This is a genomic window from Bradyrhizobium sp. F1.4.3 (assembly GCF_040548375.1).
Lineage (GTDB): Bacteria > Pseudomonadota > Alphaproteobacteria > Rhizobiales > Xanthobacteraceae > Bradyrhizobium.
Map to the genome: position 1 here is coordinate 108,907 of NZ_JBEPRN010000016.1, position 15,345 is coordinate 124,251.

Sequence of the window (15,345 nt, forward strand, 5' to 3'; positions counted from 1 at the left end):
GCACGAGAACTCAGCCTATTTCCACACCGATTTGTCGGCGTCCCAGCGCTGGCCCTTCAGCTCCCTGGCGAGCGCCTCGACCGCGCCGTTGTCGTCGGGCTGGTCGCTTTCCTCGTCGGCAGCCGCGTCGTCCGACACGCTGAGCTTCGCGCCGATGCTCTCGTCGGCCGTGGTGGTTGAGGGGCTGCCGATCCACAGCATCAGCCGGTCGGTCGCCCCCGGCTTGTCTGATGAGACGAGGCCCGCGACCTCGATCGTGTCGGTGAGTTCGAGCGCCGGGAAATCCTGGTTCGGACGTTTCAAGACGAGCTTGAGCTTGCCGGTGGCTGGGCTGAAGCTCTGGGACACCGGCTTTGCCGCGAGCGTTTTGCCCAGCACGCCCGCAACTGCGGTAGCGAGCTTGTCGCGGTTGATCTTGTCGCCGTCGCGCCAGTCGGCGGCGGGGATGCGGATGGTGCGGTCCATCTCGGTTATCCCTGCGGTCCAGCCCGCTGCGGTGACGCCCGGCATCGCCTTGAACTTCGCGAGCAGCGCAGCTGCGCGCTCCGGATCGACCGACATGTTGATGGTCTGCTCGCCAGCACGCAGCGCGTCGCAGCCGACGTTAAGGCTCGCCAGCGTCACCTCGATGTCCTGGCCTTTGAGGCTCTTCAGGAAGTCGGTCGCAGTATCCAGCTTGACCTTCACCGCGATCGCCTCCGGCGAGACGTCGGTAAAATCCTTGGGCTGCGGCGTGATGCCGTCGTCGGTGGTCTGGTTGTCCAGAAATTCCTTCTCGCTGAGATCGGCATTGTCGGGCGAGGTCACCTCGGTCACGGCCTGGCCGATGCCGATCTGGCCGCGGAATTCGAAGGTGTCTCCGGTCGGCTTGCGCGCGAGCTTGACGGTGACCGGCGCCTTCTCGCCGAGGCTCTGCGTCGTACCGGTCAGCGTCTGCCCCGAGACCTGGAGGTTGACGACGAAGCGATCCTTGCGGTCGGAATTCTTTGAAACAGGGTAGCAGACGTCGAGCACGGCCGCCGTCACAATCTTGCCGCTCCGCGTCTCCTTGAGGATCACGTCGGCATTGCCGTCCATCAGCCCGTCGATCGAGGTGAAATAGCGCGTCTCCACGCCGCCGGGGGCCGTGGCTTTCGGCGACAGCTTCATCTGGGCGGATGCGACTTCGGGCGAGACGGCAAGCAGAGCCGCCAAAAGAATTGTCGGGCAAACCAGAAGCGCGCGCATCGACGAAATCCTCGAGAAAACAGAATCGGCCGCCACCGTAGTTGGTTTTGACCACCGGTTGAATTGGAAAGCACAAACCATGGTCGGCAAAAAAGAAGGCCGCCCGGAGGCGGCCTTCGCAACATTGCAATGGAACGGACGGCTTAGAAGCCGCCCATGCCGCCGCCGGCCGGCATTGCAGGCGGGGCTTCCTTCTTCGGTGTTTCGGCGACCATGGCCTCGGTGGTCACCAGCAGGCCGGCGATCGAGGAGGCGTCCTGGAGCGCGGTACGGACCACCTTGGCCGGATCGATGATGCCCTTCTCGACCATGTCGACATAGTTCTCGTTCTGGGCGTCGAAGCCGAAGGTCTCGGACTTGTTCTCCAGGATCTTGCCGACGACGATGGAGCCTTCGAGGCCCGCGTTCTCGGAGATCTGGCGCACCGGGGCTTCCAGCGCCTTCAGCACGATGTTGATGCCGGCCTGGACGTCGGCATTGGCGTTGGTGAGACGGCCGACCGCCCTCTTGGCGCGGAGCAGCGCAACGCCGCCGCCGGGGACGATGCCTTCCTGCACCGCGGCGCGGGTGGCGTTGAGCGCGTCCTCGACGCGGTCCTTCTTCTCCTTGACCTCGATCTCGGTCGCGCCGCCGACGCGGATCACCGCGACGCCGCCGGCGAGCTTGGCGAGGCGCTCCTGGAGCTTCTCGCGGTCGTAGTCCGAGGTGGTCTCCTCGATCTGCGCCTTGATCTGGCCGACGCGGGCCTCGATGTCGGGCTTCTTGCCGGCGCCCTTGACGATCGTGGTGTTCTCCTTGTCGATCACCACCTTGCCCGCGCGTCCCAGCATCTTCACCGTGACGTTCTCGAGCTTGATGCCGAGCTCTTCCGAGATCAGCTGGCCGCCGGTGAGGATCGCGAGGTCCTCCAGCATGGCCTTGCGGCGATCACCGAAGCCCGGCGCCTTGACGGCGGCGACCTTGAGGCCGCCACGGAGACGGTTGACGACCAGGGTGGCCAGCGCCTCGCCCTCGACGTCCTCGGCGATGATGACGAGCGGCTTGCCCGACTGCACCACGGCTTCCAGCACCGGCAGCATGGCCTGAAGGCCGGAGAGCTTCTTCTCGTGCAGGAGGACGTAGGCGTCCTCGAGCTCGGCGGTCATCTTCTCGGCGTTGGTGACGAAGTAGGGCGACAGATAGCCGCGGTCGAACTTCATGCCCTCGACGATGTCGACCTCGGTGTCGAGCGACTTGTTCTCCTCGACGGTGATGACGCCCTCGTTGCCAACCTTCTGCATCGCCTGCGCGATCATCTTGCCGATGGCGGTGTCGCCGTTGGCCGAGATGGTGCCGACCTGGGCGACCTCGGAGGAGGACGCGACCGGCTTGGCGCGCTTCTCGATGTCCTTGACGACTGCTGCAACGGCGATGTCGATGCCGCGCTTGAGGTCCATCGGATTCATGCCGGCCGCAACCGCCTTGGCGCCTTCGCGCACGATGGCCTGGGCCAGCACGGTCGCGGTGGTGGTGCCGTCGCCGGCGAGGTCGTTGGTCTTGGAGGCGACCTCACGCACCATCTGGGCGCCCATGTTCTCGAACTTGTCCTCGAGCTCGATCTCCTTGGCGACGGTGACGCCGTCCTTGGTGATGCGGGGCGCGCCGAACGACTTCTCGATGAGGACGTTACGGCCCTTCGGGCCGAGCGTCACCTTGACCGCGTTGGCGAGAATGTCGACGCCGCGCAGCATGCGTTCGCGCGCGTCTCCGGAAAACTTGACGTCCTTGGCAGCCATGTTCAGCAATCCCTCGTGTTTCGTGATGTGTCTTGTTTGGTTTGATCGTCGCATCAAGTCCGGGATCCGTGGGTCGAACCCGGCGGAATGATGGATGCCCGGATCTGATGATCCGGGCATGGCATTCAGCGGCCGTTCAGGCGTCTGGCCTTAGGCCATCACGCCCATGATGTCCGACTCCTTCATGATCAGGAGCTCGTCGTTGTCGATCTTGACTTCGGTGCCCGACCATTTGCCGAACAGCACGCGGTCGCCGACCTTGAGGTCGATCGGGATCAGCTTGCCTGCCTCGTCGCGGCCGCCGGGGCCGACGGCGACGACTTCGCCCTGGGACGGCTTTTCCTTGGCGGTGTCGGGAATGATGATGCCGCCCTTGGTCTTTGCCTCGGCATCGATACGTTTGACCACGACACGGTCATGCAGCGGACGAAATTTGGACTTAGCCATGACGTTTCCCTTTGGAGGCTCGGTTTTCCGAAAGCAGCGGAAGTAGGTGAGGGCGGCGCTCCCGTCCATCCTCGTCCTGAGGATCGAACGGCGCGCTTAGCAATCGGTCTTTCCGAGTGCTAATAGTGCGCCGGGAATATGGCTTGGCCGCGATCCTGTCAAGCAAAGGTGGTTAAGCGATTGGTGAGGCGGATATAGGATGGTGGCATTGGAAACTCGTTCGGGGTACCGGCGTATATTAGGACGTCATTGCTCCGGCAGCGGTTTTGCGCTTGGCTGCGGCAGGGATGCGGCCATGGTCTTGTTCGGGGGAATGCCATGATCAGTTCAGCTCACACGCGCACGGTCGCCAATCTGGCGGCCGTCTCTTGCCTGGCGCTGCTGTTGGGTGCCTGCGGCGGTGGCATGAGCCTGCCGTCTTTCTCGTCATCCTCGCCGCCGCCCGAGGCCCAGCCCGGTGCCGGGCCGGAAATGCCGGCGAGCATCCGCGCCGACGAGATCGTCGGCCGCTGGGGTCTCGCCTCGTTCCAGAACCCGGCCGACCGCGCCCGCACCGAAGCCGCCGCACGGGCTCAGTGCAAGAATCCCTACGTGATCGGCGCCGGCACCGCCGGCGGCGTGGTCATGCATCTCGCCGACCAGGCGACGCCGCAGGAGCTGCGGCTGAAGGGCGCGCCAGGCGGCAAGAACTATATCGGCCCGGCTGGTCCGACGCCCGGCGAGCAGGACCGCGAGGTCGTCTCCTTCGACGGCCGCGTCATGATCACCCGCTTCGTCGATAAGGACGCCGCCACCCGTTACGGCAACATGGTCTACGTCCGCTGCGCGCCGCGGGCGTGATTTTCTCTCTTCCGTCATGCCCCGCGAAAGCGGGGTATCCAGCACGCCGCGGCTTCTCGGCTCAATTACTGCCGTCTCTGGAATACTGGATCGTCCGCTTTCGCGGACGATGACAAGGAGGGGATGGCCCCCAAAAACAAAAACGCCGGCTTGCGCCGGCGGTTTGCTTTTCCGTCTGCCCGTTCGCTCAGTCGAACAGGGCGTCGATGTCGTCCTGCGAGGCGTGGCCGACGTCGCCGGCGAGCTTCGGACCGTTGAGGAGTTTTTCGTCCTCGCCGCGGGTGTCGACCTGCGCCGGCACGTGGGCCTTGATCGCGTCGACGCCGCCCCAGATCTCCATCATCGCGTTGATGTGCTGCTCGATGAATTTCATCGTGCCCATGACCTTGCTGATGCGCTGGCCGGTCAGGTCCTGGAAGTTGCAGGCCTCGAAGATCGAGATGACGCGTTCCTGGATGTCGTCGGCGAGCCGTTTCTGCTGGTCGGCCGACTGCACCTTGGACATCGCGCTGGCCGCCTGGTCGATCGATTCGGCGGCTTCGAGAATCTGCTGGGTCGCCTGCTCGGTACCGCCAACCACAGCGCCGAGCTCGCCATTGACCTTGGCCATTTCGCCGCCGTCAAAGCTCTTGCCGTGCAGCGTCGCGATCTCGCGCTTGGTGCGGTCGATGGCGTCATGGATGAGGTCGAGCTCGACCTTCAGCTTCTCGCACTGCTCGATCTGCGCCCGATACGTCTCGAGCATGGTGCGTGCGTCGGAAAGCTCCTGGGCGGTGGAAGCGTCGATCGCCGCCATGGCTGCGCTGCCGGACAAGGGCGCCGGCGCAATGCCCTTCGCCATCTGTGCGCGGATCGCGCGCAGCTCCGCCATGATCTCGCTATGCATCGGCGCAGCCTCTTCAATCATTTCGGGGCTGGGCGTCTCGCCGACAATAGCCTCTTCGACACGAAAACGTTTGCGGTGAATAGCCATCAGGAACTCCCCCCACCTCACTCACGCGTCTTTTTAGGCAGAAGCGATTTAACACGAAGTTCACAGCAGGAACTGTTGTGCGGCAGCGCGGGACGGCGGTGAAAACCGGCGGTTAACCATGCGTTTGCGTTGTTCACCGAAAATAAACGCTGATCGCCAAATTGCCCCTCGCTTGACGACGTGGTGAATCCAAACGCCGTTTCCGTTTACCAAACGAAACGGCTTTTGCTCTTTATTGACCACGTCGAGGGCGCGGATCAGCCAGACGCGTTCGACGGCGAATGTAACTAGACGAAACAGTACAGAGTACGTCGATGTTCAAGAAAATGTCTGTCGCGCTGCTTGGCAGCGCTTGCACCTTCATTGCCGGCGCTAACAGCGCGAGCGCCTTCGACAATACCGTGCCGAACGATCCGCCCGCGGTGCTCTACCAGCCGCAGGTGCCACCGGCACCGGTGCGGGTCGCCTCGAATGCGAACATGGGCGGCGGTTTCATCGAGTTCCTGTTCGGCGATGGGCCCGGCCGTGGCCCGGCCTATGCGCGGCAGCAGCCGATGTATCAGCAGCAGCCGGCCTATAACGATCCCCGCCGCCTGCCGCCGATGGGCGAGCCGCAGATGCAGGGCGCAGGTCTCCAGCAGGAGGCGGTCGACCCGCGGCAGCGTCCGTTCGATCCGAAATTCGAGAAACAACTTGTTGATTATAGCGGCAAGGAAAGTGCCGGCACGATCGTGGTCGATTCCTCGAACAAGTTTCTCTATCTCGTCGAGGGTAACGGCCGGGCGATGCGTTATGGCATCGGCGTCGGACGCGACGGCTTCACCTGGTCCGGTGTCAAGTCGATCACGGCCAAGCGCGAATGGCCGGATTGGACGCCGCCCGCGGAAATGATCGCGCGCCGTCCCGATTTGCCACGGCACATGGAAGGCGGCCCGGAAAACCCGCTCGGCGCGCGCGCGATGTACCTGGGCTCGACGCTCTATCGCATCCACGGCTCCAACGAGCCCTGGACCATCGGCACCAACGTCTCTTCGGGCTGCATCCGCATGCGCAACGAGGACGTCATCGACCTCTATGGCCGCGTCAATGTCGGCACCAAGGTCGTGGTGATGTGATCCGGCTCGTCACTCGCAATAGGTCTTGCCGCTGAACGAGAAACACTTGCCGCCGCCGGCGCGCGGCGCCGGCGCGCTGCGTGGCGCGGCCGGCTCCTGCCGCGTCACGGTCTTCGGCTTCGGTGCGGGCTCCGGCCGTTTCCCGCAGGCACCGCTCGCATTGAGGACATAGCCGCTCGCGCAACCGATCTGGACGCAGCGATCGCCCTCAGTGCGCTGCCCCCTGGGGCAGACCAGCGGACAGATCCGATCGGTCTTGCTGCGCACGGAATCCAGTGCGTCGAGGCTCGCCAGTTTCACGTCGAAATGGGTGTCGGCGTTCTTGTTGAACAGCTCCAGCGCGTTGCGGGAGCCGTCATCCCATTTGCCGTCGACATTGCCGGGATTGCAGCCCACGCGCTTCAAATGAGCCTGGAGCAGGCGCGCGATATCGGCCGGGTCCATCATCGGCGCTGCGGCGGGAGCCGGCTCCAGAGCGGCCGGCTGGTTGGGCGTGAGTGCCGCCAGCTTCTCCGCCTTGTCCTTGGCCCGGGCTTTGGCATCGCGCTTGGCCTGTTCGACCTGAACCTGGGCATCGGCCGCCGCCTGGCGCCTGGCCGTGTCGACCTGGATCCGGGCCGCATCGGCCTGCTGCCGCGCCTGTTCGACCTGACGCCTGGCCTCGTCCAGCTCCTTCTTGGCCTGCTCCGCGATCTGTGCTCGCGCCTCGTCGAGATCGTGCTTGGCCTGTTCGGAGAGCTTCTGCTTGGCTTCCGCGGTCTGGCGCGCGCTCTGCTCCTCCAATTGCCTGCGGAAGTCGGCGGCTTTCTGCGCCGCCAGCTCCTCGGCCTGCCGCTTGGCGTCGTCCGCTTTGGCGCGGCTCTGCTGGGCCGCTTCGAGCTTGCTGGTCTGTCCGCGGGCGAGGTTGGCGAAGAAGCCAGCCTGGTGCTTGGCCATGAAGGAATCCCAGGCTTCCTTGGTCCCGACCTGCGCCGCCAGCTCATAGTCCACGCGCGCTTCGGCCTCGGGATCGGCGACGCGCGGTACCAGCGCCACCGTATCGCCGCCGAGCGATCCGTAGACGAACGGCTCCTGGCGGTTGCCGGTGGCCTTGAGCACCTCGTCGCGGACGCGGCCGAAGGCGATGCGCAGGTCCAGCCCGGGCTCGGCGATGTTGCGGACCAGCGCCGTGGCGAACGGGCTGTTCTGCCCATCGCCGTCGCTCGCCACCGCGCCGGCCTTGGCGGCGAATGCGATCAGCGTATCGGACATCGAGGGCTCGACCTTGGCAAGGCCGCGTCCGATCGCGCGGCTGGCGACGGTGCGCTTCATGGTGATGGCGAAAGGATTGTCGCGGCAGGCATCGAGGATGACGAGCTTGAGCCGCTTGGCGCCATCGAGCGCGCGCATCACGCGATCGAGCGAGATGGCTTCGTCCTCGATGTCGAAATCGCTTGCGAGCCTGGCATCGGCCGGCACCAGATAGTTGACGCCGTCGACTTCCATGCCGTGGCCGGCATAATAGACCACCGCGACGTCGGCATCCTGCGAGGTCGCGGAGAATTCCCGGATCGCGCGGCGCAGCTCGGTGATGCCGAGATCGCGACGGCTGTCGACGGTGTCGAAGCCGGCGTTCTTGAACAGGGCCGTCATCGCGTCGGCGTCGCGCACGGGATTGGCGAGCCGCGGCACCTGCCGATACTCGGAGACGCCGATGATGAGCGCGACGCGCTTGCCGGCCCAGGCGGCATCGGCCGACATCGAAAAGATCAGCGCGAGCAGAAGCAGAAAGGCGGATCGCACGGACGATCTCCGCAGGTGCAATATGGCTCCTGAAAGGGCCATCATAGCAATGACGCCCGGTGTCTCCAAGATCGGCCCGCTTGGCAGACCGGTTCTGTGTGACCGTGCGCACGCACGGGCGGACCTGGACGGCATCGCCAAAACGGCGACGGCCGCCTTTCGGCGGCCGTTTCCTTTGAGCTTGCGAGAGGCTCGCCGCGATCAGGCGTAATCGCTGCCGCCGTCGTCGCCGCCACCGCCGAAATCACTGTCGTCGGCCACGTCCACGCTGCCGTTGTCGTGATCGTCGTCATAGTTCTGATCGTTGTCGGTCCGGTCGTTGTTCGAGGCCTGATCGAACAAGCCCTGGCGCGAGTCGTCGCGGTCGCGGTTGGAGCCGATGTCGTTGAGGCCGGCGTCGCGGGCGAGCGAGCCGCCGGACTGGTCGCTGCCGCCCCAGGGGCTGCCGCCGCGATCACCGAATGCGCTGCTGTCACCGAAGGCCTGCTGATGCGGTCCGCCCATCATGCCGCGGATGCTGGAGAGCAGCAGCGAGCCGCCGACCACGCCGGCCGCAGCCGCCGCTGCCGTACCGAGGAAGGAGCCGCCGCCACCGCCGACCGGCGGAGGGCCGTAGCCTTGCCCAGGTCCTTGGCCGTAAGCCTGTCCGTAGGGCGGCTGGCCGTAACCTGGCTGGGCCTGGTGCATTGCCTGGCCGCTGTTCCACACCGGCCTTGCGTCACGCGGCGGCACGTTCGGAACCGAGCCGCGTGACGGGCTCGAACCAAACAGCGTGTCGCGCATGGTATCCAGGAAGCCGCCGGACTGGGCCTGCTCCGGCGCATGCCCGGCCTCCAGCTCCTGGATTCGGGCATGGGCGCGCTTCAGCGCCTCGTCCTGCAACAGCACGGTCTGCACCAGCGCATAGATCGCGCCGGGCGCCTTGCGCAGTCCGTCCGAGATCGCGGTAATCGCATCGGGATCGCGCGGTGCATTCTCGAGTTTTGAAAGCCGGTCGAAAAGCTCGTCAACGAGTTGGCGTTCCTGCGGCGTCATGATCTGTCTCCCTTGCGCGAAACAAGCGCGAGCCAGATGTAGGGTTCCATTGTGGCCTCAACAGTGCCGGCCGGATTAAATTTCGGTATGCGACAAGCTGCCTCGCAGGTCAGATGTCGCCGGTTTCATCCCAATGTCACGTTGCTGGCCGTGAGCAGCTGCGGGAACGCATCGCCGGCAAGGTAAGCATGCTCGCGCTCGCGGACGTCGGTCATCGGGTCGAGGCCGGTGAGGATGTCGTCGACGAAGCCGGGGTGGCACATCACGAGGCCGCCGTCGGGCAGGCCTTCCAGGAATTGCCGCATCAACGCGCCGAAATCGGCCGCCCGCGTGAAGTCATAGGCGCCGGCAAAGCCGGGATTGAAGCTGAGGCCGGCGTCGCCGGCGCGGCGGCGGAATTGCGCGCTGAGAATATCGAGCACCATTGCTTTTGGCGAGGCCAGCCGCTGCGCCAGCGGCAGGTCGCGGCCGCCCTGGCGCACCCAGGCCTTTGGCGCGGCTTCGCTGACCGCATCGACAAAGCCGTCGCGCACCTGCGGAAACAGCTGCACATGCTGGTGGCCGTCGACAAAGTCGGGCGTGCGGCCGAAGGCTTCCGCGAAGGCCGCCAACTGCGCCTTCACCTCATTGCGAAAGAACTCGCGGTCGAGCCGCCGCGCCAGGCCGGCGCGCAGCAGTTTCGGAAATGGCAGGAACATGTCGCCGTCGAGCGGACGGAAATGCATGGTCAGCGGCCGGAACGGTGCCGACAGCGTCACGTGCAATCCGATCGCGCAGCGCGGGCTCGCCTTTGCTGCGGCCTGAAGTGCATCGATCTCGCCGCGCTCGACCGCGGGGCCAACCATCATCACCGACGTGGCGTTGAGGCGGCCGCGCTCGATCAGGTCGCGGATGGCGCGGTTGACGCCCGGGCTGATGCCGTAATCGTCGGCGCAGAGCCAGATCCGCCGCGGCGCCGCCGCCGCGCTCATTCGGCCGCCGTCCTCTTCGAGGCGTCGTCGGCCTTGTCGGCCTCGAATTGCTTTTCACTGTGCTCGGCGACGAAGTAGATCGGGCGCGCTTTCAGCTCGGACAGGATCTTGCCGATATATTCGCCGACAATGCCGATCATGATGAGCTGCACGCCGCCGATCGTCATCAGGCCGATCACGAGCGAGGGATAGCCGGGCACCTGCTTGCCGGTGGTCCAGACCTCCCACAGGATCGAGAGGCCGAACAGGAAGGCGCCGCCGGCCAGGATCACGCCGAGCAGGCTGGCAAAGCGCAGCGGCGCCACCGAGAACGAGGTCACCCCTTCGATCGAAAGACCAAGCAGACGCGCGGCGCTGAAGGTTGTCACGCCATGGGTGCGCGGCGCGGGCTCGTAGTCGACGCGGATCTGGCGGAAGCCGATCCAGCTTGCCAGACCCTTAAAGAAGCGATTGCGCTCCGGCAGCTGCCTGAGCGCCGCAACCGCGCGCGGCGACAGCAGGCGGAAATCGCCGGCATCCTCCGGGATCTTCTGGCGGGCGCCCCAATTGATCAGCGCGTAGAAGCCGTGCACGGCAAGCCGCCGCAGGAAGGGCTCGTTGTCGCGATGCGCCTTGGCGGTATAGACGACGTCATAGCCGTCTTCGATCCAGTGCCGCACCAGCTGTTCGATCAGCGCCGGTGGATGCTGGCCGTCGCCGTCCATGAACATCACGGCGCCGAGCCGGGCATGGTCGAGCCCGGCCATCAGCGCGGCCTCCTTGCCGAAATTGCGCGACAGAGAGACCACCTGGACGTCGATCGTATCGGCCGGCAGGCTGCGTGCGATCGACAACGTCGCATCCGCACTGCCGTCGTCGACATAGACGACTTCGCAGGCGAGGCGATAGCGTTGCCGCAGGGTCTTGGCGAGGTCGCAGACGCGCTGATGCAGGGACGCCAAGCCCGCCGCCTCGTTGTAGACGGGGACGACAATCGACAGTCCCTTCGCCGCGGCGCCTGCCGCGGTGGTCGTCAGGCCGGAAACGTCAGAGCCCAGCGTCATTGATCAAGGTTCCAGAGGTGTCCAAGTCTTCGTGCAAGTTATCGTCTTCTTGCAAGTTATCTCAACTTCATATGGTAGCTGCCGCTTGCTGTCGCCATGCTGAACGGATCTAGGGCTCACTGCCGCAGGAACGCCTCGAGCTTGGCGAACAGCGGGTTCTCCCGGTCGAACACATAGTCGAGCGAAACCACCGAGACGGTCTCGGCGCCATGCTCGCGCAGGAAGCTCGCGAGGGCATAGAGTTGTCCCGGTGGGCAGTGCAGCGTGAGCATGCCCGACGAGGTCGGCCCGCCGAACGGGGTTTCGACCCCAAAGTTCCTGTGGGCTTCTTCCAGCATGGCGGCGTCGCATTGCCGGAATCGGGTCCGGACCTCGCGATATTTGTTGGCCCGCGCCCGTGCCGCGATGTGATCGAGGATGACGCGTGCGGTCTCGCGGGCGTGCGGTGTCCAGTCGGCCTCCTTCGAGGCGACCAGATTGGCCTGGCTGCGCAGCATCACGCCGTCGTCGAGCACCCGGAGTCCATTGGCGGCAAGCGTCGCGCCGGTTGTGGTGATGTCGACGATCAGCTCGGCGGCGCCGGCCGCCGGCGCGCCCTCGGTCGCACCGGTGCTTTCGACGATGCGGTAGTCGACGATGCCGTGGCTCTGGAAGAAGGCGCGGGTGAGGTTGATGAACTTGGTAGCGACCCGCATCCGCATGTGATGCTGCTCGCGGAAGCCGGTGGTGACGTCGTCGAGATCGGCCATGGTGCGGACGTCGATCCAGGCCTGCGGCACGGCGACGACGACGTCGGCGTAGCCGAAGCCCAATCCCTCGATCAGCGATACGCGCTTGTCGGCGTCCGCAATGTTCTCGCGCACCAGGTCTTCCCCGGTGACACCGAGATGCGCGAAGCCGCGGGCCAGTTGCGCGGCGATCTCGCTCGCCGAGAGATAGGCGACCTCGACATTGTCGAGGCCCGCAATCGTGCCGCGATAGTCGCGTGCGCCGCCGGCCTTCGACAGCTTGAGCCCTGCACGGGCGAAAAAGGCCTCGGCGTTTTCCTGAAGGCGCCCCTTGGAGGGAACGGCCAGGACGAATTGCGCGCTCATGGCTTAAGCTCCCACCTTGCGGCCGATCCTGGTCAGCGCGTCCACCCAGACCGAGAAGCCGACGGCAGCAATCGGATCCGGCGATCCGAGCTGGGTCATCAGCCCGTCATAGCGGCCGCCAGCGACCAGCGGCTCAGCGCCGTTGCCCCGGTGATGCAGCTCGAACTCGAAGCCGGTGTAGTAGTCGAGGCCGCGCCCGAACGCGGTCGAGAAGCGCGTCGCCTTCACGTCGATGCCACGTGCCGCCATGAAGCCGACCCGGCTTTCGAACTGGTCGATCGCAGCGGCAAGGTCGAGCTTTGCATCATTGGTGAGCGCGCGCAGCGCCGCGATGGCATCGTCCGGATTGCCCGATATCGACAGGAAGCGCTTCAGCACGGCGATCGCCTCGCGCGGCAGTGCGCCGCCCTTGAGTGTCGATTGCTCGAGGAAGCGGTCGGCGATCTCGGCCGTGGTGCGGCCGCCGACATTGGTGGTGCCGGCGATCGACATCAAATCGGTGACGAAGGCGAGCGCCGCCTTGCGGTCGGAGCCCGCGAGCGCGGCCAGCACGCCCTCATATTCGCTGCGGGTGGTGGCGGTCGTGCGCGCCAGCCGCTCCAGATCCTGCTCCAGGCTGATCTTGCGGTTGAAATCCTTGACCAGGCGGCGGCGCCAGACCGGATAGAGGTCGAGCGCATCGAGCAGGGCGTTGAACAGCGCCACGTCACCGGTTCGGATCTCGACGTCGCGGACGCCGAAGGCGGCGGTCGCTTCCAGAGCCAGCGCCAGCATCTCGGCATCCGCGGCGGCGCTGTCCTGGCGGCCGAACGACTCGATGCCGGCTTGAAGGAATTCACTGGCCTGTCCGCTGCGGTAGCGGAACACCGGGCCGAGATAGCTGAATCCGGCCGGCTGGCCGGCGCGGCCGGACGCGAGGTAATCGCGCGCCACGGGGATCGTCAGGTCCGGGCGCAGGCAGAGCTCCTCGCCGGACAGGTCCGTCGTCAGATACAGGCTCTTGCGGATGTCCTCGCCGGAAAGGTCCAGGAACGGCTCGGCCGGTTGCAGGATGGCGGGCTCGGCCCTGACATAGCCCGCCTGCGCGAACGACAACAGCAGCGTATCCGCCCAGGCGGGGGAGCCGGCAGCATTTGAAGTGACAGTCGCGGTCATGACGGGGTCCATGGTCCCGGGTGGAACCGGGCAGGGAAGGGAGATGGCGCAGCCCTTAGCATGGCCGGAAATCGGTTTCGACCTCCAAAGGATCAATCGCTTAACGGTCGGCTGCCGTGCCTTGGCCTCGATCTGAACGATGGATTGCGGCGTGGCTGCGCCGATCGGCTCTGGAGAGATCGGGAATGGCCCAAGCCGGCGGCCGCTGATGGCCACCCCTCAGCCGAGATCATGCAGATCCTTGCCGAGCGGCGGTGTTAGCCGGAACGCCGGGAAAACGACCTTCAATCCGGCCCGCTCGGGCGTGCAGGCCATCGGCCCCACAAGGTACGAGTTTGCCTTGGCGAATGGCGCCAATCGCACAAGCGGCCAGAGCTTGCCATCGGCCGAAACCTGCAAGCGAAGGACACCATTCGTCACGGTTGCGCGCATCCAGAAGTCGCCGGCGTCGTGTTCATAGGGGGCTGTCGCCCAATCCGATCGCCCGTCGGTCAGAACGCTGCCAAGCATGGCGCGGCCGTCGGAGAACTCGATTCCGGCCTTGACCCAACGTTGCTCGTCGATACGGACCATGATGCCCGCCTGGTCGTAGAGCGCCCGAAAGTCGCCTTGGACGCGCAATTCGGCGGTGAATGCCTCGGCGGTGCGGAAGCCCAGGAAATGCCCGCTGTCCCGGCTGAAACCGTAATGGGTTTCGCGCCAGAAATCGGTGGCTTGATCAGTGACCATCTCAAGACTGTCGCCGCGCGCGGTCCATCGTTCCGGTTCATTCAGCCACACACCGTCGCTTCTGCGGAAGATCGAATCGCTCATGTCAAACCTCGATTAGCATTGGCAGCCGGTCCAACGCCTTCCCACAAGCAGAGGGACAACCCAAACGAATGCAGAATCTGGTTCGACCAGGTCGAACCAGATTCTGTCAGCTCCCGCGTCGGCCTGAAGATCCAGAGGTCAAAGCAGCCCGTTCTTCTTCAGGATCTCCGATGCATTGTCCCGCGTAATCAGCATCGTGGGCAAGGTGATGACCGGCTCCAGCTTCTCGCCCTTCAAGAGTTTGACAGCTTGCCGTAGCCCTTCAGCCCCGGGGGTTGCATAAAGGAATGTCGCCGTGAGCTGCCCCTTGTTGACCCAGGTCACGCCTTCATCCGGCAGGCCATCGATGCCAAGAATGAACTTGATATCCTTGTCGCGGCCGGCGTCCTTGGCCGCGAGATAGGCGCCATAGGCCATCGGATCGTTATGGCCATAGACCAGGTCGATCTTCTCGTTATTGCGCAGCGCGGTCGTCATGATGTTGTAGGCCTTGTCCTGCTTCCAGTCGCCCGACTGATTGTTGAGCAGGTTCTTGATGCCCGGTTCCTTGTCGGTGAAAGCATGGAAGCCGTCGTGCCGGTCGTGTGCGGGCTGCGTGCCCATGCCGCCCCAGATTTCGACGACGTTGCCGGCCGCCTTGCCGGGACCGCCGAGCAGCTTCACAGCATATTCGCCGGCGGCCTTGCCGATCGCGACATTGTCGCCGCCGATGAACTGTGTGATCCGCTTGGTGTCGACGTTGCGGTCCAGCACGATGACTGGAATCTTGGCGTCGATCGCCTTCTCGACGACGCCGGTCAGGCCCGCCGATTCCTTGGGTGAGATCAACAGGACGTTGACCTGCTGGACAACGAGGTTTTCGCAATCGGCGACCTGCTTCTCGGTCTTGTCCTGGCCGTCGGTGATGACGAGCTCGACATCGGGCTGCTTCTTGGCCTCGGCCTGGATGTCCTTGTTGAACTGCACGCGCCACGGCTCGAGCGTGGTGCATTGGCTGAAGCCGACCTTCCACTTCGCGGCGGCCTTGGCGGGACTCCAGCCGGCCGGCACGTAGATCGTCATTGCGGCGCCGGCC

Annotated in this window: 14 protein-coding genes; 2 read left to right on the forward strand and 12 right to left on the reverse strand. The window is 65.2% G+C overall.

What is annotated here, in order from left to right; translation table 11 throughout:
* Positions 1-15: 15 nt before the first annotated feature.
* The 3 genes from ABIB73_RS30265 to ABIB73_RS30275 all read right to left on the reverse strand — a co-directional run bounded on the left by ABIB73_RS30265 (position 16) and on the right by ABIB73_RS30275 (position 3,449).
* The gene (locus tag ABIB73_RS30265; protein ID WP_354230043.1) at positions 16-1,227 is read right to left on the reverse strand and encodes a hypothetical protein; all 1,212 of its coding nucleotides are present in this window, start codon (positions 1,225-1,227) and stop codon (positions 16-18) included.
* A 143-nt stretch (positions 1,228-1,370) separates the two neighbouring features.
* On the reverse strand, positions 1,371-3,002 hold the full coding sequence (gene groL, locus ABIB73_RS30270) for a chaperonin GroEL (RefSeq protein ID WP_354230044.1): 1,632 nt from the start codon (positions 3,000-3,002) through the stop codon (positions 1,371-1,373).
* A gap of 150 nt (positions 3,003-3,152) precedes the next feature.
* Positions 3,153-3,449, reverse strand: a complete 297-nt coding sequence (locus tag ABIB73_RS30275) for a co-chaperone GroES (RefSeq protein WP_354230046.1) — start codon at positions 3,447-3,449, stop codon at positions 3,153-3,155.
* Positions 3,450-3,767: 318 nt separating this feature from the next.
* On the opposite strand from ABIB73_RS30275, the gene ABIB73_RS30280 reads away from it, so the two are divergent.
* Positions 3,768-4,289 carry a hypothetical protein gene (locus ABIB73_RS30280; RefSeq protein ID WP_354230047.1) on the forward strand — a complete coding sequence of 174 codons (522 nt, stop codon included), beginning with the start codon at positions 3,768-3,770 and terminating at the stop codon, positions 4,287-4,289.
* Between the two features lie 187 nt (positions 4,290-4,476).
* On the opposite strand, the gene ABIB73_RS30285 is transcribed toward ABIB73_RS30280, so the two are convergent.
* On the reverse strand, positions 4,477-5,262 hold the full coding sequence (locus tag ABIB73_RS30285) for a protein phosphatase CheZ (RefSeq protein ID WP_354230049.1): 786 nt from the start codon (positions 5,260-5,262) through the stop codon (positions 4,477-4,479).
* A 314-nt stretch (positions 5,263-5,576) separates the two neighbouring features.
* Here ABIB73_RS30285 and ABIB73_RS30290 point away from each other — a divergent pair, with 314 nt between their 5' ends.
* On the forward strand, positions 5,577-6,377 hold the full coding sequence (locus ABIB73_RS30290) for a L,D-transpeptidase (protein ID WP_354230051.1): 801 nt from the start codon (positions 5,577-5,579) through the stop codon (positions 6,375-6,377).
* 9 nt (positions 6,378-6,386) lie between these two features.
* Here ABIB73_RS30290 and ABIB73_RS30295 read toward each other — a convergent pair whose 3' ends face one another.
* From ABIB73_RS30295 to ABIB73_RS30330, 8 genes are all read right to left on the reverse strand, one after another.
* On the reverse strand, positions 6,387-8,159 hold the full coding sequence (locus ABIB73_RS30295) for a caspase family protein (protein ID WP_354230053.1): 1,773 nt from the start codon (positions 8,157-8,159) through the stop codon (positions 6,387-6,389).
* Positions 8,160-8,360: 201 nt separating this feature from the next.
* A complete protein-coding gene (locus ABIB73_RS30300) occupies positions 8,361-9,194 on the reverse strand; it encodes a DUF2076 domain-containing protein (protein WP_354230055.1) in 834 nt (277 codons plus the stop codon).
* A 125-nt stretch (positions 9,195-9,319) separates the two neighbouring features.
* The gene (locus tag ABIB73_RS30305) at positions 9,320-10,165 is read right to left on the reverse strand and encodes a ChbG/HpnK family deacetylase (protein ID WP_354230057.1); all 846 of its coding nucleotides are present in this window, start codon (positions 10,163-10,165) and stop codon (positions 9,320-9,322) included.
* On the reverse strand, positions 10,162-11,208 hold the full coding sequence (locus tag ABIB73_RS30310; protein ID WP_354230059.1) for a glycosyltransferase family 2 protein: 1,047 nt from the start codon (positions 11,206-11,208) through the stop codon (positions 10,162-10,164). Before ABIB73_RS30310 ends, ABIB73_RS30305 begins: the two co-directional genes overlap by 4 nt.
* A 116-nt stretch (positions 11,209-11,324) precedes the next feature.
* Positions 11,325-12,302, reverse strand: coding sequence for an ATP phosphoribosyltransferase (gene hisG / locus ABIB73_RS30315; RefSeq protein ID WP_354230060.1), 978 nt, complete (start codon positions 12,300-12,302; stop codon positions 11,325-11,327).
* Positions 12,303-12,305: 3 nt separating this feature from the next.
* Entirely contained in the window at positions 12,306-13,457 is a 1,152-nt protein-coding gene (locus ABIB73_RS30320) for an ATP phosphoribosyltransferase regulatory subunit (RefSeq protein WP_354230062.1), read from the reverse strand.
* A gap of 219 nt (positions 13,458-13,676) precedes the next feature.
* Positions 13,677-14,270: a DUF1349 domain-containing protein gene (locus tag ABIB73_RS30325; RefSeq protein ID WP_354230064.1), complete on the reverse strand. Its 594-nt coding sequence runs from the start codon at positions 14,268-14,270 to the stop codon at positions 13,677-13,679.
* A 138-nt stretch (positions 14,271-14,408) separates the two neighbouring features.
* A complete protein-coding gene (locus tag ABIB73_RS30330; RefSeq protein WP_502918468.1) occupies positions 14,409-15,332 on the reverse strand; it encodes a substrate-binding domain-containing protein in 924 nt (307 codons plus the stop codon).
* Positions 15,333-15,345 lie beyond the last annotated feature (13 nt).